The sequence below is a fragment of the Streptomyces sp. CB02400 genome (genome assembly GCF_001905725.1).
GTDB lineage: Bacteria > Actinomycetota > Actinomycetes > Streptomycetales > Streptomycetaceae > Streptomyces > Streptomyces atrovirens.
Window position 1 is genome coordinate 53,990 of the sequence record NZ_LIWB01000025.1, and the last position, 19,927, is coordinate 73,916.

Genomic DNA, 19,927 nt, shown 5'->3' on the forward strand with positions numbered 1-19,927 from the left:
CGCGGAGATCCTGATGCCCCCGAGGGATCAGGATCACAGCCCCCGAGGCGGCGACCTGAGACCCGGCATCCCGGTCCCGCCACCGGGCGGGCCCTGGCGGACAGCGGGAGCCGGGTACGTGCCTGGGCCCTGCGGGCCGCTGGGCGGCGGGCCGGCGGCGTCAGCCGCCCGTGTGGACCTGGAAGGCGGCGCGGCGGACCGCCTTGGCCAGGGCCGGGTCGGGGTGGGCGGCGGCCAGGGCGACCAGGACCTGGACGGTGCGCGGGTGGCCGACGGCGCGTACCTCGGCGAGCAGCGCGGGGACGGTCGGCTGGACCGCGGACTCCAGATGGCGGACCAGCAGCGGGGCCTCGCCGTGGTCGGCGACGGCGGCCGCGGTGTCCACCCACAGCCAGGTGGCCTCCTCGCGGGTGAGGACCTCGTGGGCGTCCTCGGGGTCGGCGCCGTCGTGCTCGGCGAGCCACAGCAGGGCGTACGGCCGCAGCGTCGGCTCGTCGAGCACGGTGCGGACCTCGGGCTCGGCGGGGGCGCCGACCACGCGCAGCGCCTCGAAGGCGAGGCCGCGCAGCAGGGCGTCCTCGCCCCGGGCGGCGTCGATCAGCTCCGTGACGGCGCTGCCGACCGGCCGGGCGGCGAGCCAGGCGCGGTATTCGGCGCGGGCCGCGTTGGGGCGCAGCCGGCCGCAGCCGCGCAGCATGTCCTCGGCGCCCTGCTCGATGTTCCCGGCGGGGCTCTGCGCGGCGACGCAGATCTGCTCCAGCTTGACCCACACCGCCCAGCTCCCGAGCGGGGTGAGCGTGGCCTGCCCGTCGCCGTAGGTGAGGGCCCCGACGGAGGCGAGGGCGCGCAGCGCCCAGTCCAGCAGCGGCTCGAGCGGGGCGTCGGCGGGCACGGCGGGCGCGGGCCGGGGCCGCTGGAGCGGCACCCTGGGTCTGAGCTCGGTCCCGGGCCCGGACCGGGCACCGGCGGCTCCGGACGTGTGGGCCCGCGGTGCGTCCTGCCGGGCCGCTTCGGTCCGTGACGCCTCGGGACCGGCCGTACCGGACGCGTCCGGCTGCGGCGTGCCGGACCCCGGCGCGTCGGGACGGGCCGCGTCGGACCCGGAGACCTCGGGCTGCGGAACGTAGTCGACCTCGCAGCGTTCCGTGCGGAGTTCCGTCACCCGCTGCTGGAGCAGGTCGAGGAGCTGGGACACGGGGACGGGGCCGGCGGAGAGCTGGAGGAAGGAGAGGACCTGCGGCATGGCCGTGACGACCTCGGCGACGGCGGCGGCCTCGTACTCCTCGGGTTCCGGGTGGGCGAGCGACCAGGCGTCGCAGAGGGCGACCCAGCCGCGCAGCACGGCGCTGTCGTCGCGGTTCCAGGCGCGCAGCCGCCAGCCGGGGCGGGCGCTGTCGCCGTGCACCTCGATGAGGCCGGCCAGCCGGGCGGTGTCCCAGTCGGCGCGGACCTGAGCGGGGGTCAGGCCCAGAGCACGGGCCGCCCGTTCGGCGGTCGCGTCGGAGAGGGTGGCCTTGCCGTCGGCGGTGGCGCTGTCCCCGCCGGGGCCGAGGGCGGCGTCGGCCCAGCGGGCGACGCGGGCCGCGGCGGCCAGACCGGAGCGCGCCATTCTGGCCAGCTCCGCCGGGGCCGGCGTGCCCTCCGGGGGGCGTGGCGCGGGGCGGCGCGGGCGCCGCTGGTTCATCGCTGTGGGGGCGGCGGCCAGGGGTCGCGGGCGGACGATTCGGAGCCTGGAGTCGCGCGGGATACGGGACGTCACGAGTGCAGTCTTCCTGTTGACGGTCCGAAAACCCAAACGGAATGCCGACGGCGGCGCCGGGACGGCCGGCGCCCCGGCCCCGGATGCGGTCGGGGGAGGGATTCAGGCCACTGGTACGGCCCTAAACGGAATCCTCGGCACCGGCTGTCCGGCGCTTCCTCCGCGCGGTCACATCAGGGGTGTGAGGAAGCGCCGCAGCGCCTCTTCGTAGGCCTCCGGGTCGGCGTTCCACATCGCGCCGTGCGGGGCGCCCCTGACGGTGTGCAGGGCGATGGTGTCGGGGTGGTCGGCGGCGAGGCGGCGGGAGAACCGCCAGGGGGCCACCGTGTCGTCGGGGCCGTGGAAGATCTGCGTGGGGACCGCGATCCGGTCCAGGTGGAGGGCGCCGGGCCCGCGGTCGCCGTACAGGCCGGTGCGTCCCTGGGCGGCGCGGACCGCGAGCGGCAGCAGCGCGCCCGGGGTGTGCCGGGCCGCGGCGAGGGCGCGCAGGGTCGCCTCCCAGCTGAGCACCGGGGAGTCCAGGACCAGACCGGCGACACGTGCGCGCACCTCGGAGCGGGCGGCGGCGCGCAGCGCCATGGTCGCGCCGGTGGACCAGCCGTACAGGACGACCCGCCGGGCGCCGGAGTCCACGGCGTGGTGGAGCACCGCGTCGAGATCGCGCCACTCGGTCTCGCCGAGGTGGTTGAGGCCGTCCGGGGAGCGCGGCGCGCCGGGGTCGCCCCGGTACGCGGGGGCGAGCACCGGGAAGCGGTGACGGTGCAGGAACTCCATGAGGTTCATGGTGTGTCCCCGGGTGGTGCCGAGGCCGTGGACGGCGATCACCCAGGTCTCCCGGGCACCCGGCACGAACCACGCGGGCAGGGGGCCGATCTCGCCGGGAATGTCGAGGTCGGTGTGGTCCAGGCCGAGGGCGCCGCCCGGGTCGCCGACGTACAGGTTCGGGGTGAGCCTGGCCCGGTCGCCGGGCTCCGGGGTGCCGTACGTGACGCGTTCGAGGCGGCGTACGACGGTGTCGGCGGAGTCCGGGGCGTCGGGCAGTACGGGACCGACGACCGCGTGGAAGCCGTCGCCGGTGAGACCGTGGCGTCCGGGGCGGAGCGTGGCGAAGTCCCTGGTGAGGGTGATCCGGCCGGCGGCGGTGGCGTGGACGGTGAGTCCGGGTTCGGTGGGGAGGGGGCCGCCGGGGGGCATTCTGAGCGCGGCGTCGCTGGCGAGCCGGCCGGCGGCCACCGCGGTGGCGGCGGCCCCTATCACGGCGGTGACGGCTGCGGCCGTCGCTCTGGCAGTGCGCACGTTCTCCAGTGTCATGTCGGGACGGGTACCCGGCCAGTGGGCGCCGCACAGTCGGGCTGCGCCCGTGCTTTTTCCGCCGTGGGAGCCATCAGGGTTGTTTCGCCCCCGCCGCCCCTTCCCATCCCGTCCCTGGGGGCTGTGCCCCCAGCCCCCCCCTTCGGCCCTGAACGGGCCTCGTCCTCAAACGCCGGACGGGCTGTGTTGTCCGTAGCCTCGTAGGCGGGCCCCCACCTCCGTCAGCTGCTCCGGGGTCAGCAGGTGGGGGGACAGGCCCGGGATCGATGACGCGGTGAGCCAGAGGTGGCACATCCATTCCAGTTGGGCCGTGCGGTCGTAGGCCTGGGTGAGGGTGGTGCCGTGGGTGATGGTGCCGTGGTTCTGCAGGAGGCAGCCGGTGCGGCCGTCGAGGGCGCGGAGCATGTTCTCGGCCAGTTCGTCCGTGCCGTACGTCGCGTAGCGGGCGACCCGGACGGGGCCGCCCAGCGCCGCCGCCATGTAGTGGATCAGCGGCAGCTCGTCGACGAGCGTGGAGACGGCCGTGGCGTGCACGGCGTGCGTGTGCACGACGGCGCGCGCGCCGGTGCTGCGGTAGACGGCCAGGTGCATGGGCAGCTCGCTGGTGGGGACGAGCGTGCCGAGGACCTGCCGGCCGGCGAGGTCGACGCCGGTCACGTCGTCCGGCGTCAGCCGGTCGTACGGCACTCCCGACGGTGTGACGAGGACGGTCTCGCCGACCCGTACCGAGACGTTGCCGGAGGTGCCGACGACGAGTCCGTCGGCGACGGTCCGGCGCGCGGCCCCGACGAGTTCCGCCCAGGCACGCGCCTCCTCCTCGCGCACGCCCCGGGTGCCCCCTGCTTCCCGCCCGTCCCCTGGCTGCTCAGTCATGCCGCGATCCTGCCAGGCGGCCATCCGGCGGAGGGCCCACCCCCTCTTACGGTCACCACGATGCCCGTTCCAGTTCATCTTCCGTTCACCCTGGTTACCTACGTTCGACCAGCCAATGACCTCGAACGATTGCCTGGGTAAATGGAAAGCTTCTCGCTGATCCTCGCGATTGTGGTGGTGACCGCACTCGCGTTCGATTTCACGAACGGTTTCCACGACACCGCGAACGCGATGGCAACGACCATTTCGACCGGTGCTCTCAAACCCAAGGTCGCGGTGGCCATGTCCGCCGTGCTGAACCTTGTGGGCGCCTTCCTCTCGGTGGAGGTCGCCAACACGATCTCCAAAGGACTCGTCGACGAGTCCGGCATCCGTCCCGAGGTCATCTTCGCCGCGTTGGTCGGCGCGATCCTCTGGAACCTCCTGACCTGGCTGGTCGGTCTGCCGTCCAGCTCCTCGCACGCCCTCATGGGCGGTCTGATCGGCGCCGCCGTCGCCTCCGCCGGCCTCGGCGCGGTCCACGGCGACGTCCTCGTCACCAAGGTCCTGCTCCCCGCGATCGCCGCCCCGCTGGTGGCCGGCCTCGCCGCCATGTTCGCCACCCGGCTGACCTACCGCCTGGGCCGGAAGGCCGACGGCAAGGCCTCCGAGAAGGGCTACCGCGCCGGGCAGATCGCCTCCGCCGGCCTGGTCTCCCTGGCCCACGGCACCAACGACGCCCAGAAGACGATGGGCATCATCACCCTCGCCCTGGTCGCCGGCGGCTCGCTCGCCCCCGACTCCGACCCGCCGCTGTGGGTCATCCTCTCCGCGGGCATCGCCATCGCGATGGGCACCTACCTCGGCGGCTGGCGCATCATCCGCACCATGGGCAAGGGCCTGACCGACCTCCAGCCGCAGCAGGGCTTCGCCGCCCAGACCAGTGCCGCGACGGTCATCCTGGCCTCCTCGCACCTCGGCTTCTCCCTCTCCACCACGCATTCCGTTTCCGGTTCCGTGATGGGCGCGGGCCTGGGCCGCAAGGGGGGTGTCGTCCGCTGGTCGACGGCCACCCGGATGTTCGTCGCCTGGGGCCTGACCCTGCCGGCGGCGGCCCTGGTCGCGGCGCTCGCCGAGTGGGTCTGCGGCTTCGGTGACTGGGGCACCGCCCTCGTGGCCGTCTTCCTGGTCGCCTCCAGCGCCGCCATCTGGAAGATCTCCCGGCGCGAGGTCGTCGACCACACCAACGTCAACGACCACGACGGGGGGCCGGACGAGGAGCCTTCCGGCGTGGTGACGCAGGCGATGGCCGCGGTGACCCCGCCCCCGGCGGGCACCGTGACCGACGACCTCTCGGCCACCATCCCGGCGCCGGTCCCCACCGATCCGGCGGCCCCCTCGGCCCCGCCGGCCGCGACCACCGTCTGACCGCGACCCGGTAGACCCGGTACGAAGGAAGAAGAGCACCATGAAGATCGACTGGGCGGCCCTCGGTTCCGTCTTCGGCGTCAGCCTCGTGGTCACCGTGGCCCTGGTGGGCCTGTTCACCCTCGGCATCAACGGCCTGTCCCGCCGCGAGCGGGCCGCCGCCCAGGGCCAGTCCGCGGCCCTGGCGGTCACCGGCGCCTACGTCTGCTTCGCGGCGTGCGCGGCGGCGGTGGGGTACGGCATCTACCTGATCATGGCCTGATCGCGGGCCGCACCCGTACGAGCGCATACGAGCGGGCGGTGCGGGGGCCACGGCTCCCGCACCGCCCGCTCGCGTGTGCGCACCCCCGCGCCCCCGCACCCCCGCTCGCGGGTTCACCCACCGGAGCCCCTCTGTGGGCCTCAGCACACTTCAGCCTCGCAGGTCAACGGCAAGTTGACGGCCCTTCCGGGGCCGTGGTGGACTGCCTCAGCCACTACGGCGGCAGGAGAGGAAGCCGGTGCGATTCCGGCGCGGTCCCGCCACTGTCACCGGGGTGAACACCCCGGGAGCCAGGAACTCTCACCGCCGGTCTCGTCGAACCAGGGCGTGGACACCCTGAGTGAGGACATAACGCCATGCGCGGCTGCCTGCCGAGGTCGATCAGCGACACACCGCCCCGCTCCGGGGCCACTCCCGCCGGATCCGTCACCGGCTGACCCCATGGGTGCCGATCGCGTGTTCGCGTACGGCGCCGCCGCCGGCCTCCTCGGCGACCTGCTGTTCGGCGATCCCCGCCGAGGGCATCCGGTCGCCGCTTTCGGGCGGGCCGCGGCTGCCGTGGAACGGGTGCTGTGGCGGGACGACCGCGGCCGGGGCGCGGTGCACACCGCCGTGTGCGTCGGCGGGACCGTCGCGCTGGGCACCCTCGCCTCCCGCTGCGTACGCTCCTCCCCCGCCGCTTCCGCCGCCCTGACCGGTGTCGCCACCTGGGCCGTCGTCGGCGGGACCTCGCTGGCCCGGGAGGCCCGCACCATCGGGCGGGCGCTGGAGGCCGGGGACGTCGAGGCGGCGCGGGCGCGGCTGCCGCACCTGTGCGGCCGGGACCCGCAGGCCCTGGACGCCGACGGGATCGCCCGCGCGGTGGTCGAGTCCGTCGCCGAGAACACCTCCGACGCCGTGGTGGGCGCGCTGGTGTGGGGTGCCGTCGCCGGGGTGCCGGGCCTGCTCGGGTTCCGGGCCGTCAACACGCTGGACGCGATGGTCGGCCACAAGTCCCCCCGCCACCTCCGCTACGGCTGGGCCTCCGCCCGCCTCGACGACGTCGCCGGGTGGCCCGGGGCGCGGCTGACCGCCGTCCTCGCCGCGCTCGCGGGACCGGACCCGCGCGGGGCCGTGCGGGCGTGGCGCGCGGACGCGGCGAAGCACCCCAGCCCCAACGCCGGGCCCGTCGAGGCGTCCTTCGCGGGCGCGCTCGGCGTACGGCTCGGCGGGACCCTCTCCTACGGCGGGCGGGTCGAGCACCGGCCCGTGCTCAACGGCGGCGGGCGGGCCGTCGCCGTGTCCGACATCGACCGGGCGGTACGGCTCTCGCGGCGGGTCGGCTGGCTCGCGCTCGCGGCCGGCGCCGCCGCGCGGAGCGTCATGAAGGGACGTGCATCGTGAGCGGTGGGGGTCTGCTGGTCGCCGGGACCACCTCGGACGCCGGCAAGAGCGTCGTGACCGCCGGGATCTGCCGGTGGCTGGTGCGGCAGGGTGTGAAGGTCGCGCCGTTCAAGGCGCAGAACATGTCGCTGAACTCGTTCGTGACCCGGGAGGGCGCCGAGATCGGGCGGGCGCAGGCCATGCAGGCCCAGGCCTGCCGGGTCGAGCCGACCGCGCTGATGAACCCGGTGCTGCTCAAGCCGGGCGGCGAGCGGTCCAGCCAGGTGGTGCTGCTGGGCAGGCCCGTCGGGGAGATGAGCGCCCGCGGGTACCACGGAGGGCGGCAGCAGCGGCTGCTCGGCACGGTGCTGGACTGTCTGGAGCAGTTGCGGGGCACGTATGACGCGGTGATCTGTGAGGGGGCCGGCAGCCCGGCCGAGATCAATCTGCGCCGCACCGACATCGTCAACATGGGGATCGCCCGGGGCGCCCGGCTGCCGGTTCTCGTGGTCGGCGACATCGACCGGGGCGGCGTCTTCGCGTCCTTCTTCGGCACCGTCGCCCTGCTCTCCCCCGAGGACCAGGAGCTGGTCGCCGGGTTCCTGGTGAACAAGTTCCGGGGCGACGTGTCGCTGCTGGAGCCGGGCCTGGAGATGCTGCACGGCCTGACCGGGCGGCGGACGTACGGCGTGCTGCCCTTCCGGCACGGTCTCGGCATCGACGAGGAGGACGGGCTGCGGGTGTCCTTGCGGGGCACCGTGCGGGAGTCCGTGGTCGCCGCGCCGGTCGGCGAGGACGTGCTGCGGGTCGCCGTGTGCGCGGTGCCGCTGATGTCCAACTTCACCGACGTGGACGCGCTCGCCGCCGAACCGGGTGTCGTGGTGCGGTTCGTGGACCGTCCCGAGGAGCTGGCCGACGCCGACCTCGTGGTCGTACCGGGCACGCGCGGGACCGTACGGGCGCTGGAGTGGCTGCGGGAGCGCGGGCTCGCGGACGCGCTGCGGCGACGGGCGGCCGAGGGGCGGCCCGTGCTCGGGATCTGCGGCGGCTTCCAGGTCCTCGGGGAGCACATCGAGGACGACGTCGAGAGCCGCGCGGGGCACGTGGACGGGCTCGGCATCCTGCCCGTGCGGGTGCGGTTCGCCCGCGAGAAGACGCTCACCCGGCCCGTCGGACAGGCCCTCGGGGAGCCCGTCGAGGGGTACGAGATCCATCACGGGGTCGCCGAGGTCACAGCGGGCGAACCCTTCTTGGACGGCTGCCGCGTCGGGCAGACCTGGGGCACGCACTGGCACGGCTCGCTGGAGTCGGACGGTTTCCGGCGGGCCTTCCTGCGCGAGGTGGCGCGGGCCGCGGGGCGCCGCTTCGTACCGGCCCCCGACACCTCGTTCGCCGCGCTGCGCGAGGAGCAGCTCGACCGGCTCGGCGACCTGATCGAACAGCACGCGGACACGGACGCGCTGTGGCGGCTCATCGAGTCCGGCGCGCCACAAGGACTGCCTTTCATTCCACCGGGAGCGCCCGCATGAGCACTGTGTTGTTGTTGTCGACCGCCGACACTGACCTGCTGGCGGCCCGTGCCTCCGGCGCCTCCTACCGGATCGGCAACCCGACCCGCGTGGACGTGGCGGACGAGCTGCCCGCGCTGCTGGACGGGGCGGACCTCGCCGTCGTACGGCTGCTGGGCGGCAAGCGCGCCTGGGAGGACGGGCTCGCGGCACTGAAGGCGTCCGGGATCCCGGCGGTGCTGCTCGGCGGGGAGGCCGTGCCGGACGCGGAACTCATGGCCGAGTCGACGGTCCCGGCCGGTGTGGTGGCGGAGGCGCTGCGGTACCTCGTCGAGGGCGGCCCGGACAACCTCACCGAACTGGCCCGGTTCCTGTCGGACACCGTGCTGCTGACCGGCGAGGGGTTCGAGGAGCCGCGCAAGATGCCGGAGTACGGCGTCCACGGCGAACGCCCCCTGGAACAGGGCCGCCCGACGGTCGGCGTGCTCTTCTACCGGGCACACGAACTGAGCGGCAACACCGCCTTCGTGGACACGCTGTGCGACGCGATCGAGGCGCGGGGCGCCAACGCCCTTCCCGTCTACTGCGGTTCGCTGCGCGGCGCTGATCCCGAGCTGTACGCCCTGTTGTCGAAGGCCGACACCCTCGTCGCCACCGTGCTCGCGGCCGGGGGCACGCACGCCTCGCAGGCTTCGGCGGGCGGCGACGAGGAGGCCTGGGACATCGGGGCGCTCGCCGACCTGGACGTGCCGGTGCTGCAAGGACTGTGTCTGACGTCCTCGCGCGCCGCGTGGGAGGAGTCCGACGCCGCCCTGTCCCCCATGGACGCGGCGATGCAGGTCGCCATCCCGGAGTTCGACGGCCGGCTGATCACGGTTCCGTTCTCCTTCAAGGAGCAGGGCCCCGACGACGTCCCGGTGTACGTCGCCGACCCGGAGCGGGCCGCGCGGGTGGCCGGGATCGCCGTACGGCACGCCCGGCTGGGGCACAAGCCGAACGCCGAGAAGAAGCTCGCGCTGGTCTTCACCGCGTACCCGACGAAGCACTCGCGCGTCGGCAACGCGGTGGGGCTCGACACCCCGGCCTCGGCGGTACGGGTGCTGGACGCGCTGCGGGAGGCGGGCTACGCCCTGACCGGATATCCGGACAACGGCGACGAGTTGATCCACCGGCTGATCGAGGCCGGTGGCCACGACGTCGAGTGGCTGACCGAGGAGCAGTTGGCCGCCGCGCCCGCGCGGGTGCCGTTGGCGGACTACCGGGCCTGGTTCGAGAAGCTGGACCCGGAGCTGCGGGACGGGATGCGGGAGGCGTGGGGCGAGCCGCCGGGGTCGCTGTACGTCGACGGGGAGGACATCGTCCTCGCGTCGCTTCAGTTCGGGAACGTCGTGGTGATGATCCAGCCGCCGCGCGGCTTCGGGGAGAACCCGATCGCGATCTACCACGACCCCGACATGCCGCCGTCGCACCACTACATGGCGGCCTACCGCTGGCTGGAGGCTGCGGCATCGGAGGGGGGCTTCGGCGCCGACGCGATCGTGCACATGGGCAAGCACGGCACGATGGAGTGGCTGCCGGGCAAGGGGCTGGGGCTGAGCGCCGGGTGCGCGCCGGACGCGGTGCTGGGTGACCTGCCGCTGATCTACCCGTTCATCGTCAACGACCCCGGTGAGGGCACGCAGGCCAAGCGGCGCGGGCACGCGACGGTCGTCGACCACCTGGTGCCGCCGATGGCGCGGGCCGACACGTACGGCGATCTCGCGAAGCTGGAGCAGCTGCTCGACGAGTACGCGCTGGTCTCCGACCTGGACCCGACGAAGGCACCGGCGGTCCGTGCGCAGATCTGGACGCTGGTGAAGGCCGCCGAGCTGCACCACGACCTGCATGTGGACGACCAGCCGGACGACGACGACTTCGACGAGTTCGTCATGCACATCGACGGCTATCTGTGCGAGATCAAGGACGTGCAGATCCGCGACGGCCTGCACATTCTCGGCGGCGGCCCGGTCGGCGAGCCGCGCGTGAACCTCGTACTGGCGGTGCTGCGCGCCTCGCAGGTGTGGGGCGGGCGGGCGAACGCGCTGCCGGGTCTGCGGGCCGCGCTGGCCACGCACTTCGGGCTGGTGGAGAAGGAGCTGCTGGCCGAGCCGGGGGCGCCCGTGAAGGTGCCGGTGGAGCTGACGGACCTGGTGGACGGCCCGGCGCGCACGGGTGCCGACGCGATCGACCTGCTGGAGCAGCTGTGCCGGCGGTTCGCGGAGGGGATGGAGGAGCGCGGCTGGTCGGCCGACGCGGTCCCCGCGCTGGTGCGCGAGGTGCTGGGCACGGAACTCCCCGACGCGGTGGCCGTGGTGCGGTTCGCGTGCGAGGAGGTCGTGCCCCGGCTGGCCCGTACGACGGACGAGATCGGGCACATCCTGCGGGCGCTGGACGGCGGTTACGTCCCGGCGGGACCGTCGGGTTCGCCCACGCGCGGGCTGGTCAACGTGCTCCCGACCGGACGCAACTTCTACTCCGTCGACCCCAAGGCGATTCCGTCGCGGCTGAGTTGGGAGGTCGGGCAGTCCCTCGCCGACTCGCTGGTGCAGCGGTATCTGCAGGACACGGGCGAGTATCCGAAGTCCGTCGGCCTGACGGTGTGGGGTACGTCCGCGATGCGCACCCAGGGTGACGACATCGCCGAGATCCTGGCACTGCTGGGGTGCCGTCCGGTGTGGGACGACGCGTCGAGGCGGGTGACCGGGTTCGAGGTGGTCGGCCTGGAGGAGCTGGGCCGGCCGCGCATCGACGTCACGGTCCGCATCTCCGGGTTCTTCCGGGACGCGTTCCCGCATGTCGTGGGGCTGATCGACGACGCGGTGCGGGCGGTGGCGGAGCTGGACGAACCGGCCGACCGGAACTACGTACGCGCCCACGCCGACGAGGACACCGCCGAGCACGGCGACCGGCGGCGGGCCACGGCCCGCGTCTTCGGCTCGAAGCCGGGGGCGTACGGGGCGGGGCTGCTGCCGCTGATCGACGCGCGGAACTGGCGGTCGGACGCGGACCTCGCCGAGGTGTACGCGGTGTGGGGCGGCTACGCCTACGGGCGCGGGCTCGACGGGCGGGCGGCGCGCGGGGACATGGAGACGGCGTTCAAGCGGATCGCCGTCGCGGCGAAGAACGTCGACACGCGCGAGCACGACCTGGTCGACGCCGACGACTACTTCCAGTACCACGGCGGCATGGTCGCGATGGTGCGCCACCTGACGGGCGAGAGTCCGGAGGCGTACGTCGGCGACTCCGCCGTACCGGACCAGGTGAAGACGCGGACGCTCGGTGAGGAGACGCACCGGGTCTTCCGGGCCCGGGTGGTCAACCCGCGCTGGATGGCGGCGATGCGGCGGCACGGCTACAAGGGTGCCTTCGAGATGGCGGCGACCGTCGACTACCTCTTCGGCTACGACGCCACGGCCGGGGTCGTGGACGACTGGATGTACGAGAAGCTCAGCGCGGAGTACGTCTTCGACGCGGAGAACCGGGACTTCATGAAGAAGTCCAACCCCTGGGCGCTGCGCGGCATCACCGAGCGGCTGCTGGAGGCCGCCGACCGGGGGCTGTGGGCCGAGCCGGACGCGGACACCCTGGAGCGGCTGCGCGCCACCTATCTGGAACTCGAAGGCGATCTGGAGGGCGACGACCAGTGACCACCCCCTTTCCGTTCACGGCCGTCGTCGGCCAGGACGACCTGCGGCTCGCGCTGCTGCTGAACGCCGTCTCCCCGGCGGTCGGCGGGGTGCTGGTGCGCGGTGAGAAGGGCACGGCCAAGTCGACGGCGGTGCGGGCCCTTTCTGCGCTGCTGCCGGAGGTCGCCGTGGTGCCCGGCTGCCGGTTCTCCTGTGCCCCCTCGGCCCCGGACCCCGCGTGTCCGGACGGTCCGCACGAGAGCGGCGGCGGTGCCGCGCGCCCCGCCCGCATGGTCGAACTGCCCGTCGGCGCCTCCGAGGACCGGCTGGTCGGCGCGCTCGACATCGAACGGGCGCTGGCCGAGGGCGTGAAGGCGTTCGAGCCGGGACTGCTGGCCGACGCGCACCGGGGGATCCTGTACGTCGACGAGGTCAATCTTCTCCATGACCACCTGGTCGACCTGCTGCTGGACGCGGCGGCGATGGGTGCCTCGTACGTCGAGCGCGAGGGTGTCTCCGTACGGCACGCGGCGCGGTTCCTGCTCGTCGGGACCATGAATCCCGAGGAGGGCGAGCTGCGGCCGCAGCTCCTCGACCGGTTCGGGCTGACCGTCGAGGTGGCCGCCTCGCGCGAACCCGACCAGCGGGTGGAGGTCGTACGGCGGCGGCTCGCGTACGACGACGACCCCGCCGGGTTCGCCGCGCGGTGGGCCGAGGAGGAGGCCGCCGTACGGGCGCGGATCGTGGCGGCGCGGGAGCTGTTGCCGTCGGTGCGGCTCGGGGACGGGGCGCTGCGGCAGATCGCGGCGACCTGTGCCGCGTTCGAGGTGGACGGCATGCGGGCCGACATCGTGATGGCGCGTACGGCGACCGCGCTGGCCGCCTGGGCCGGGCGGACGGATGTGCTGGCCGAGGACGTGCGGCAGGCGGCGCTGCTGGCCCTCCCCCACCGGCGCAGGCGGAATCCCTTCGACGCGCCGGGGCTCGACGAGGACAAGCTCGACGAGACGCTGGAGGAGTTCGGGGGCGACGACGATCCCGACACCGATCCGGACGGGCCGGACGGGCCGGACGGGCCGGACGGGGGTGGCGGGCAGCCGCCTGCCGATGGTCCCGAGGGCGGTGACACGGGGACGTCGCCCGAGGCCGGGGAGTCCAGGGAGTCGGGGGAGCCGCAGCCTGCGGGTGCCGGCTCCGGCGAGCGGTCGCCCGTGGGTGCCGCCGAGCCGTTCCGTACCAAGGTGCTGAGCGTGCCCGGCATCGGCGAGGGTGCCGCCGGGCGGCGGTCGCGGGCGCGGACCGAGCACGGGCGGACGACGGGCGCGCGGCGGCCCGGCGGTGCGCTGACCAAGTTGCACCTGGCGGCGACCGTGCGGGCGGCGGCTCCGCACCAGCGGGCGCGGGGGCGGTCCGGGCCGGGGCTGGTGGTGCGGCGGGACGATCTGCGGCAGGCCACGCGCGAAGGTCGTGAGTCGAACCTCGTGCTGTTCGTTGTCGACGCCTCCGGGTCCATGGCCGCGCGGCAGCGGATGAGTGCCGTGAAGGGTGCCGTGGTGTCGCTGCTGCTCGACGCCTATCAGCGGCGGGACAAGGTGGGTCTTGTGACCTTCCGGGGGTCGGCGGCCGATGTGGCGCTGCCGCCGACGTCGTCGGTGGACGCCGCGGCGGCGCGGCTGGAGTCGCTGCCGACCGGTGGGCGGACCCCGCTGGCGGCGGGGCTGCTCAAGGCGCACGACGTGCTGCGGGTGGAGCGGTTGCGGGACCCGGCACGGCGGGCGCTGGTCGTGGTGGTGACCGACGGGCGGGCGACCGGTGGGCCTGAGCCGGTCGCGCTGGCCTCGCGTGCGGCGCGGTTGTTCGCCGCCGACGGGGTCGCCTCCGTGGTCGTGGACTGCGAGTCGGGGCCGGTGCGGCTGGGGCTCGCCGGGCGGCTGGCCGGTGAGCTGGGCGGCAGTGCCGTGACGCTGGACGAGCTGCGGGCGGACAGCATCGCCGGGCTGGTGAAGGACGTGCAGAGGAGGGCCGCGTAATGCCGAAGGGACAGCCGAGCGTCGTACCGGACGACGGGCTGACGACGCGACAGCGGCGTAATCGGCCGCTGGTCGTCGTGCACACGGGCATCGGGAAGGGCAAGTCGACCGCTGCTTTCGGGCTCGCCCTGCGGGCCTGGAACCAGGGGTGGCCGATCGGGGTGTTCCAGTTCGTCAAGTCGGCGAAGTGGAAGGTCGGCGAGGAGAACGCGCTGCGGGTGCTCGGTGCCTCCGGTGAGGGCGGGTCCGTCGACTGGCACAAGATGGGTGAGGGCTGGTCGTGGGTGCAGCGCGATCAGCAGATGGACAACGAGGAGAAGGCCCGCGAGGGCTGGGAGCAGGTCAAGCGGGACCTCGCCGCCGAGACGTACAAGCTGTACGTGCTGGACGAGTTCGCCTATCCGATGCACTGGGGGTGGGTGGACACCGATGAGGTCGTGTCCGTGCTGCGGGAGCGGCCGGGGACGCAGCACGTGGTGATCACGGGGCGGAACGCGCCGGAGAAGCTGGTCGGGTTCGCCGATCTCGTGACCGACATGTCCAAGGTGAAGCACCCCATGGACGTCGGGCAGAAGGGGCAGAGGGGCATCGAGTGGTGAGCTCCGTCCCACGGCTGGTGATCGCCGCGCCCTCGTCGGGGAGCGGCAAGACCACCGTTGCCACGGGGTTGATGGCCGCGCTGTCCGCGCGGGGGTTCGCCGTGTCTCCGCACAAGGTGGGGCCCGACTACATCGATCCCGGGTACCACTCGCTGGCCACCGGGCGGGTGGGCCGGAACCTCGACGCGTATCTGTGCGGTCCTGAGCTGGTGGCTCCGCTGTTCGCGCACGGGGCGCGGGGGTGTGACGTCGCCGTCGTCGAGGGGGTGATGGGGCTGTACGACGGGGCCGCGGGGGAAGGGGAGCTGGCGTCCACCGCGCAGGTGGCGAAGCTGCTTCGGGCGCCGGTCGTGCTGGTCGTCGACGCGTCGTCGCAGTCCCGGTCGGTGGCGGCGTTGGTGCACGGGTTCGTGAGCTGGGATCCGGAGGTGCGGGTCGGGGGTGTGATCCTGAACAAGGTCGCCTCGGATCGGCATGAGGGGTTGTTGCGGGAGGCGTTGGAGTCCGTCGGGGTGCCGGTGCTCGGTGTCCTGCGGCGGGCTGCTCAGGTGGAGACGCCGTCTCGGCATCTGGGGTTGGTGCCTGTTGCCGAGCGGGGCTCTGTGGCTGTCGAGGCCGTTTCGGCGATGGCCGCGCAGGTGGCCTCCGGGTGTGACCTGTCGGCGTTGGTCGCGCTTGCGCGGAGTGCGGGGGCGTTGCCCTGTGCGGCTTGGGATGCGGGTGGGGCTTTGGTTTCTTCGCCCCCGCCGCCCCTTCCCGTCCCGTCCCTGGGGGCTCTGCCCCCGGACCCCCTTTCGGCCCTGGCCGGGCCTCGTCCTCAAGCGCCGGACGGGCTGGTTGTGGCTGTTGCCGGTGGGGCTGCGTTCACGTTCTCCTACGCCGAGCATGGCGAGTTGCTGGCCGCTGCGGGAGCCGAGGTGGTCACGTTTGATCCCCTGCGGGACGAGACGTTGCCCAAGGGGACTCAAGGGCTGGTCATCGGCGGGGGTTTCCCCGAGGTGTACGCCTCCGAGCTGTCCGCCAACGAGTCGTTGCGGAAGGCCGTTGCCGAGCTGGCCCTGAGCGGTGCTCCCGTCGCGGCCGAGTGTGCCGGGTTGCTGTATCTGAGCCGGGAGCTGGACGGGCTGCCCATGTGCGGGGTGCTGGACGCCTCCGCGCGGATGTCGGAGCGGTTGACGCTGGGGTACCGGGACGCCGTGGCCGTGAGCGACAGTGCGCTGGCCGGCGCCGGTACGCGGATGCGGGGGCACGAGTTCCACCGGACCGTTGTCGAACCGGGGGCGGGGGACGCCCCCGCCTGGGGGATGCGGGCGCCCGAGCGGCGTGTCGAGGGTTTTGTACAGCGCGGTGTGCACGCGAGCTATCTGCACACGCACTGGGCGTCCGAGCCCGGTGTCGCCCGTCGGTTCGTGGAGAGGTGCCGCACGTCATGAGCAGCAGGCTGATCGGGGTCGGGGTCGGGCCCGGGGATCCGGAGCTGGTGACCGTCAAGGGGGTCAACGCGCTGCGGGCCGCGGACGTCGTCGTCGTACCGGTGATGGACAGCGGTGAGCGGGGGCGGGCCGAGGCGACCGTGCTGCACTACGTGCCCGGCGAGAAGGTCGTCCGGGTGGTGTTCGCGCTGAACGAGCGGACCGACCGGGCGCGGCGCGAGGCGGCCTGGGACGCCGCCGGTGAGCGGGTCGCCGGGTTGTTGCGGGAGCACGGGGTCGTCGCCTTCGCGACCATCGGGGACCCCAATGTGTACTCGACGTTCACGTATCTCGCCCAGACCCTGGTGGAGGCGGTGCCGGACGTCGTCGTCGAGACCGTTCCGGGGATCACCGCCATGCAGGACCTCGCGGCGCGTTCCGGGGCCGTGCTGACCGAGGGGACCGAGCCGCTCACGCTGGTTCCGGTGACCGCGGGGGCCGCCGTGCTCAAGGACGCCCTGGCCGGGCCCGGGACCGTCGTCGCGTACAAGTTCGGGCGGCAGGCCGGTGAGGTCGCCGAGGCGCTGCGGGAGACCGGGCGGATCGGTGACGCGGTGTGGGGGTCGGCGCTCGGGCTGCCGGAGGAGTCGGTGCGGCCGGCCGCCGAGCTGGACGGGACGCCGCTGCCGTATCTGTCGACGCTCATCGCGCCGCCGCGGCGTGACAGCGGGCGGGGCGGCAAGTTGTGAGCCGGGCCGGATCGTCCTCAGTGCGCGGCGCCCACCACCAGCCAGATGAACAGCGCGCCCGCGACCGTGCACAGCAGGGTGGAGCGGGCCGGGTGTTCGTGGTGGGCCTCGGGCAGGATCTCGGCCGCCGCGAGGTAGAGCAGGGCGCCGCCGAACAGGCCGAGGTAGCCGCCGAGCAGCGGTTCCGGGATGGTGAAGAACAGCGTGGACGCGGCGCCGGCGACCGGTGCCGCCGCGTCCGCGAACAGCATCATCAGCGCGCGGCGGCGGGCGTTCCCGTAGACGCGCGTGAGCGTGTAGGTGTTGAAGCCGTCCGCGAAGTCGTGGGCGATCACGGCCACCGCGACGGCGGCGCCCATGCCGCCGCCGACCTGGAAGGCGGCGCCGATCGCCACGCCGTCCATGGCGCTGTGGCCGACCATCGCGGCTGCGGCGGTGAGGCCCACCTCGGGCGTGCGGCCGTTCGTCTCCTCGGCGCCGTGTGCGGCCTGGCGGTGGGCCAGGAGGCGTTCCACCAGGTGGGCCAGGAGGAAGCCGGCGACGAAGAGCAGCAGGGCCGCGGGGACGCCGTACACCTCGGTGCCGGCCGCCTCCAGGGACTCCGGGAGGAGTTCGAGGCCGACGACGCCGAGCATCAGGCCACCGGCCAGGCCCAGCACCAGGTGGCGGCGGTCGGTCACGCGGTGTGCCGACCAGCCGCCGGCCAGCGTCATCAGGAACGCGCCGAGCGCGACGAGGACCGCCATGTGTTCTTCGTATCCGATCGGCGCCCGTCCGCGCACGCGTGACAGCCGCTCACCGCTCACTTCTTGATCCCGTGACTCGTAGGAGAGGACCACATCCCATGGCCGACGCCCCCACCGGCAAGGTGACCTTCGTCGGGGCCGGCCCCGGCGCCGCCGATCTGCTGACGTTCCGTGCCGCGCGTGCCATCGCCGATGCCGATGTCGTGATCTGGGCCGCCAGCCTGGTGCAGGAGGAGGTTCTCCAGCACGCGCGTGAGGGCGCGGAGATCCTCGACTCGGCGACGATGTCCCTGGAGGACGTCGTGGCCGTCTACGCGCGGGCCCGCGCGGACGGGCTGAAGGTCGCGAGGATCCATTCCGGCGACCCCGCGCTGTGGGGCGGCACCCAGGAGCAGGTCGACCGGTGTGCGGAGCTCGGCATCGCGACCGAGATCGTGCCCGGCGTGTCGTCCTTCTCGGCCGTCGCGGCGCTCGCGCAGCGCGAGCTGACCGTTCCCGAGGTGGCGCAGTCCGTCGTGCTGACCCGGCTCGGCGGCGGCAAGACGCCGATGCCGCCGGGTGAGGAGGTCCGCGAGTTCGCGCGGCACGGCACCACCATGGCGGTCTTCCTGTCGGCCGCCCGCAGCGGGCAGCTGGTGCGGGAGCTGCTGGAGGGCGGCTATCCGACGTCCACGCCGGTCGTCGTCGCGTATCAGGCGACCTGGCCGGAGGAGCTGGTCGTGAAGTGCACGATCGGCACGCTGGAGGAGACGGTCAAGGAGCACAAGCTGTGGAAGCACACGCTGTTCCTGGTCGGCCCTGCCCTCGACGCGCACGGCACCCGCTCGCACCTGTACCACCCCGGTCACTTCCACGGCTTCCGCAAGGCCGACCCGGAGGCTCGCCGGGCATTGCGTTCGCGGGGTGCGAGCACGTGATCACCGTCGTCGGTACGGGGACCGGGGAGCCGGTCGACGCCCAGGTGACGGCGGGGGCGGAGCTGGTGGTCGGCGGGCGGCGGCATCTGGACGCCGTGCGGCTGCCGGAGGGGGCCGAGCGGATCGTGCTCGGGCCGCTGGCGCCCGCGCTCGACACCATCGGGAAGTACGTCGCCGAGGAGCGGCCGGTCGTGGTGCTGGCGTCCGGAGACCCGGGGTTCTTCGGGATCGTGCGGGCGCTGGCCGAACGGTTCGGGCCGGAGCGGCTCGACGTGCGGCCCGGTGTCTCCTCCGTCGCCGCCGCGTTCGCGCGGACCGGGCTGACGTGGGACGACGCCGTGGTGGTGAGCGCGCACGGGCGGGATCCGCGTACGGCGGTGAATCTGTGCCGGGCCCATCCGAAGGTCGCCGTGCTGACGGGGCCCGGGGCCGGTCCGGCCGAGCTGGGGGCCGCGTTGCGGGGCGATGCGCGTGTGCTGGTCGTCGCCTCCGCGCTGGGTTCCGCCGAGGAGCGGGTGGAGCGGGTGACGCCCGCCGAGGCCGCCGGGCGGGACTGGGGGGCGGCGGTGAGTGTGGTGCTGTGCCTGGACGAGGCGCGGGCTCTCGGGCCGGTACGGACCGTCGCGGGCGGGTTCGAGCAGCCCGCCGACTGGGCGTTGGACGAGGCGGAGTTCGACCACCGCGACTCCATGATCACCAAGTTCGAGGTGCGGGCCCTGGCTCTGGCCCGGCTGGGGCCGCGCCCCGGTGAACTGGTGTGGGACGTCGGCGCGGGGTCGGGGTCCGTGGCCGTGGAGTGCGCGCGGCTCGGGGCCGCCGTCACCGCCGTCGAGAAGACGCCGGACGGGGTGGAGCGGGTCCGCGCCAACGCCGCCGCGCACGGGGTCGACGTGCGCGTGGTGCACGGGTCGGCGCCGGATGTGCTGGCCGGGCTCGACGAGGACCCCGACGCCGTGTTCGTCGGCGGCGGGGGGCGTGAACTGCCGGCGGTCGTCACCGCGTGCGCGCGACGGGCGCGGCGGACGGTCGTGGTCGCCATGGCCGCGCTCGACCGGGTTCCGGCGGCCCGTGCGGCGCTGACGGGCGCCGGTTTCTCCTGCGACGGGGTGCTGTTGCAGTCCTCACGCCTCGCGCCGCTGCCGGGTGACGTGACCCGGCTGGCGGCGACCAATCCCGTTTTCCTGCTGTGGGGCGTCCGGCTCCCGGCGCGCGAAGAAGGAGTCGACGGTTGAATCCTCTCCTCCACGAGCGTGAGCCGCTGAGTCCGACGCGATCGACACCAGCCGGGCTGGAACCAGCCCGGTCCATGAAGTTGTTGGAGGTTACT

15 protein-coding genes and 1 riboswitch are annotated in these 19,927 nt (G+C 73.8%); of the genes, 11 read left to right on the forward strand and 4 right to left on the reverse strand.

Annotated features, from left to right (window positions below; genetic code table 11):
- Positions 1-160: 160 nt before the first annotated feature.
- From AMK33_RS40900 to AMK33_RS37020, 3 genes are all read right to left on the reverse strand, one after another.
- Positions 161-1,684, reverse strand: coding sequence for a hypothetical protein (locus tag AMK33_RS40900; RefSeq protein WP_235618302.1), 1,524 nt, complete (start codon positions 1,682-1,684; stop codon positions 161-163).
- A 243-nt stretch (positions 1,685-1,927) separates the two neighbouring features.
- Positions 1,928-3,055, reverse strand: a complete 1,128-nt coding sequence (locus AMK33_RS37015; RefSeq protein WP_073937568.1) for an alpha/beta hydrolase — start codon at positions 3,053-3,055, stop codon at positions 1,928-1,930.
- Between the two features lie 180 nt (positions 3,056-3,235).
- Positions 3,236-3,943 (reverse strand): class II aldolase/adducin family protein, encoded by a 708-nt coding sequence (locus AMK33_RS37020; protein WP_073937474.1) that lies wholly within the window; start codon positions 3,941-3,943, stop codon positions 3,236-3,238.
- A gap of 141 nt (positions 3,944-4,084) precedes the next feature.
- On the opposite strand from AMK33_RS37020, the gene AMK33_RS37025 reads away from it, so the two are divergent.
- From AMK33_RS37025 to cobI, 9 genes are all read left to right on the forward strand, one after another.
- The gene (locus AMK33_RS37025) at positions 4,085-5,350 is read left to right on the forward strand and encodes an inorganic phosphate transporter (RefSeq protein ID WP_073937476.1); all 1,266 of its coding nucleotides are present in this window, start codon (positions 4,085-4,087) and stop codon (positions 5,348-5,350) included.
- A 40-nt stretch (positions 5,351-5,390) separates the two neighbouring features.
- Positions 5,391-5,612, forward strand: coding sequence for a hypothetical protein (locus tag AMK33_RS37030; protein ID WP_073937478.1), 222 nt, complete (start codon positions 5,391-5,393; stop codon positions 5,610-5,612).
- A 181-nt stretch (positions 5,613-5,793) separates the two neighbouring features.
- Positions 5,794-5,931, forward strand: a riboswitch (cobalamin riboswitch).
- Positions 5,932-6,053: 122 nt separating this feature from the next.
- Positions 6,054-6,995: a cobalamin biosynthesis protein gene (locus AMK33_RS37035; protein WP_073937480.1), complete on the forward strand. Its 942-nt coding sequence runs from the start codon at positions 6,054-6,056 to the stop codon at positions 6,993-6,995.
- Positions 6,992-8,503 (forward strand): cobyric acid synthase, encoded by a 1,512-nt coding sequence (locus AMK33_RS37040; RefSeq protein ID WP_073937482.1) that lies wholly within the window; start codon positions 6,992-6,994, stop codon positions 8,501-8,503. The genes AMK33_RS37035 and AMK33_RS37040 overlap by 4 nt, the downstream gene beginning before the upstream one ends.
- Complete coding sequence (gene cobN / locus AMK33_RS37045; RefSeq protein WP_073937484.1) at positions 8,500-12,168, forward strand: cobaltochelatase subunit CobN; 3,669 nt, start codon at positions 8,500-8,502, stop codon at positions 12,166-12,168. Before AMK33_RS37040 ends, cobN begins: the two co-directional genes overlap by 4 nt.
- Complete coding sequence (locus AMK33_RS37050; RefSeq protein ID WP_073937486.1) at positions 12,165-14,177, forward strand: putative cobaltochelatase; 2,013 nt, start codon at positions 12,165-12,167, stop codon at positions 14,175-14,177. Before cobN ends, AMK33_RS37050 begins: the two co-directional genes overlap by 4 nt.
- Complete coding sequence (gene cobO / locus AMK33_RS37055) at positions 14,177-14,776, forward strand: cob(I)yrinic acid a,c-diamide adenosyltransferase (protein ID WP_073937488.1); 600 nt, start codon at positions 14,177-14,179, stop codon at positions 14,774-14,776. Before AMK33_RS37050 ends, cobO begins: the two co-directional genes overlap by 1 nt.
- On the forward strand, positions 14,770-16,209 hold the full coding sequence (locus tag AMK33_RS37060) for a cobyrinate a,c-diamide synthase (protein ID WP_073937490.1): 1,440 nt from the start codon (positions 14,770-14,772) through the stop codon (positions 16,207-16,209). The genes cobO and AMK33_RS37060 overlap by 7 nt, the downstream gene beginning before the upstream one ends.
- Entirely contained in the window at positions 16,206-16,937 is a 732-nt protein-coding gene (gene cobI, locus AMK33_RS37065; RefSeq protein WP_107425336.1) for a precorrin-2 C(20)-methyltransferase, read from the forward strand. Before AMK33_RS37060 ends, cobI begins: the two co-directional genes overlap by 4 nt.
- A gap of 17 nt (positions 16,938-16,954) precedes the next feature.
- Here cobI and AMK33_RS37070 read toward each other — a convergent pair whose 3' ends face one another.
- Complete coding sequence (locus tag AMK33_RS37070) at positions 16,955-17,683, reverse strand: ZIP family metal transporter (protein ID WP_073937571.1); 729 nt, start codon at positions 17,681-17,683, stop codon at positions 16,955-16,957.
- 98 nt (positions 17,684-17,781) lie between these two features.
- On the opposite strand from AMK33_RS37070, the gene cobM reads away from it, so the two are divergent.
- On the forward strand, positions 17,782-18,600 hold the full coding sequence (gene cobM, locus AMK33_RS37075; protein ID WP_073937494.1) for a precorrin-4 C(11)-methyltransferase: 819 nt from the start codon (positions 17,782-17,784) through the stop codon (positions 18,598-18,600).
- Positions 18,597-19,832, forward strand: coding sequence for a bifunctional cobalt-precorrin-7 (C(5))-methyltransferase/cobalt-precorrin-6B (C(15))-methyltransferase (locus tag AMK33_RS37080; RefSeq protein WP_073937496.1), 1,236 nt, complete (start codon positions 18,597-18,599; stop codon positions 19,830-19,832). The genes cobM and AMK33_RS37080 overlap by 4 nt, the downstream gene beginning before the upstream one ends.
- Positions 19,833-19,927: the final 95 nt, after the last annotated feature.

Bases quoted from the DNA above. Each gene is read 5' to 3' on its own strand.
- AMK33_RS37020 (WP_073937474.1), bottom strand. From the start codon at position 3,943: ATGACTGAGCAGCCAGGGGACGGGCGGGAAGCAGGGGGCACCCGGGGC.
- cobN (WP_073937484.1), top strand. From the start codon at position 8,500: ATGAGCACTGTGTTGTTGTTGTCGACCGCCGACACTGACCTGCTGGCG.
- cobI (WP_107425336.1), top strand. From the start codon at position 16,206: ATGAGCAGCAGGCTGATCGGGGTCGGGGTCGGGCCCGGGGATCCGGAG.
- cobM (WP_073937494.1), top strand. From the start codon at position 17,782: ATGGCCGACGCCCCCACCGGCAAGGTGACCTTCGTCGGGGCCGGCCCC.
- AMK33_RS37070 (WP_073937571.1), bottom strand. From the start codon at position 17,683: ATGGCGGTCCTCGTCGCGCTCGGCGCGTTCCTGATGACGCTGGCCGGC.
- AMK33_RS40900 (WP_235618302.1), bottom strand. From the start codon at position 1,684: ATGAACCAGCGGCGCCCGCGCCGCCCCGCGCCACGCCCCCCGGAGGGC.
- cobO (WP_073937488.1), top strand. From the start codon at position 14,177: ATGCCGAAGGGACAGCCGAGCGTCGTACCGGACGACGGGCTGACGACG.
- AMK33_RS37035 (WP_073937480.1), top strand. From the start codon at position 6,054: ATGGGTGCCGATCGCGTGTTCGCGTACGGCGCCGCCGCCGGCCTCCTC.
- AMK33_RS37025 (WP_073937476.1), top strand. From the start codon at position 4,085: ATGGAAAGCTTCTCGCTGATCCTCGCGATTGTGGTGGTGACCGCACTC.
- AMK33_RS37030 (WP_073937478.1), top strand. From the start codon at position 5,391: ATGAAGATCGACTGGGCGGCCCTCGGTTCCGTCTTCGGCGTCAGCCTC.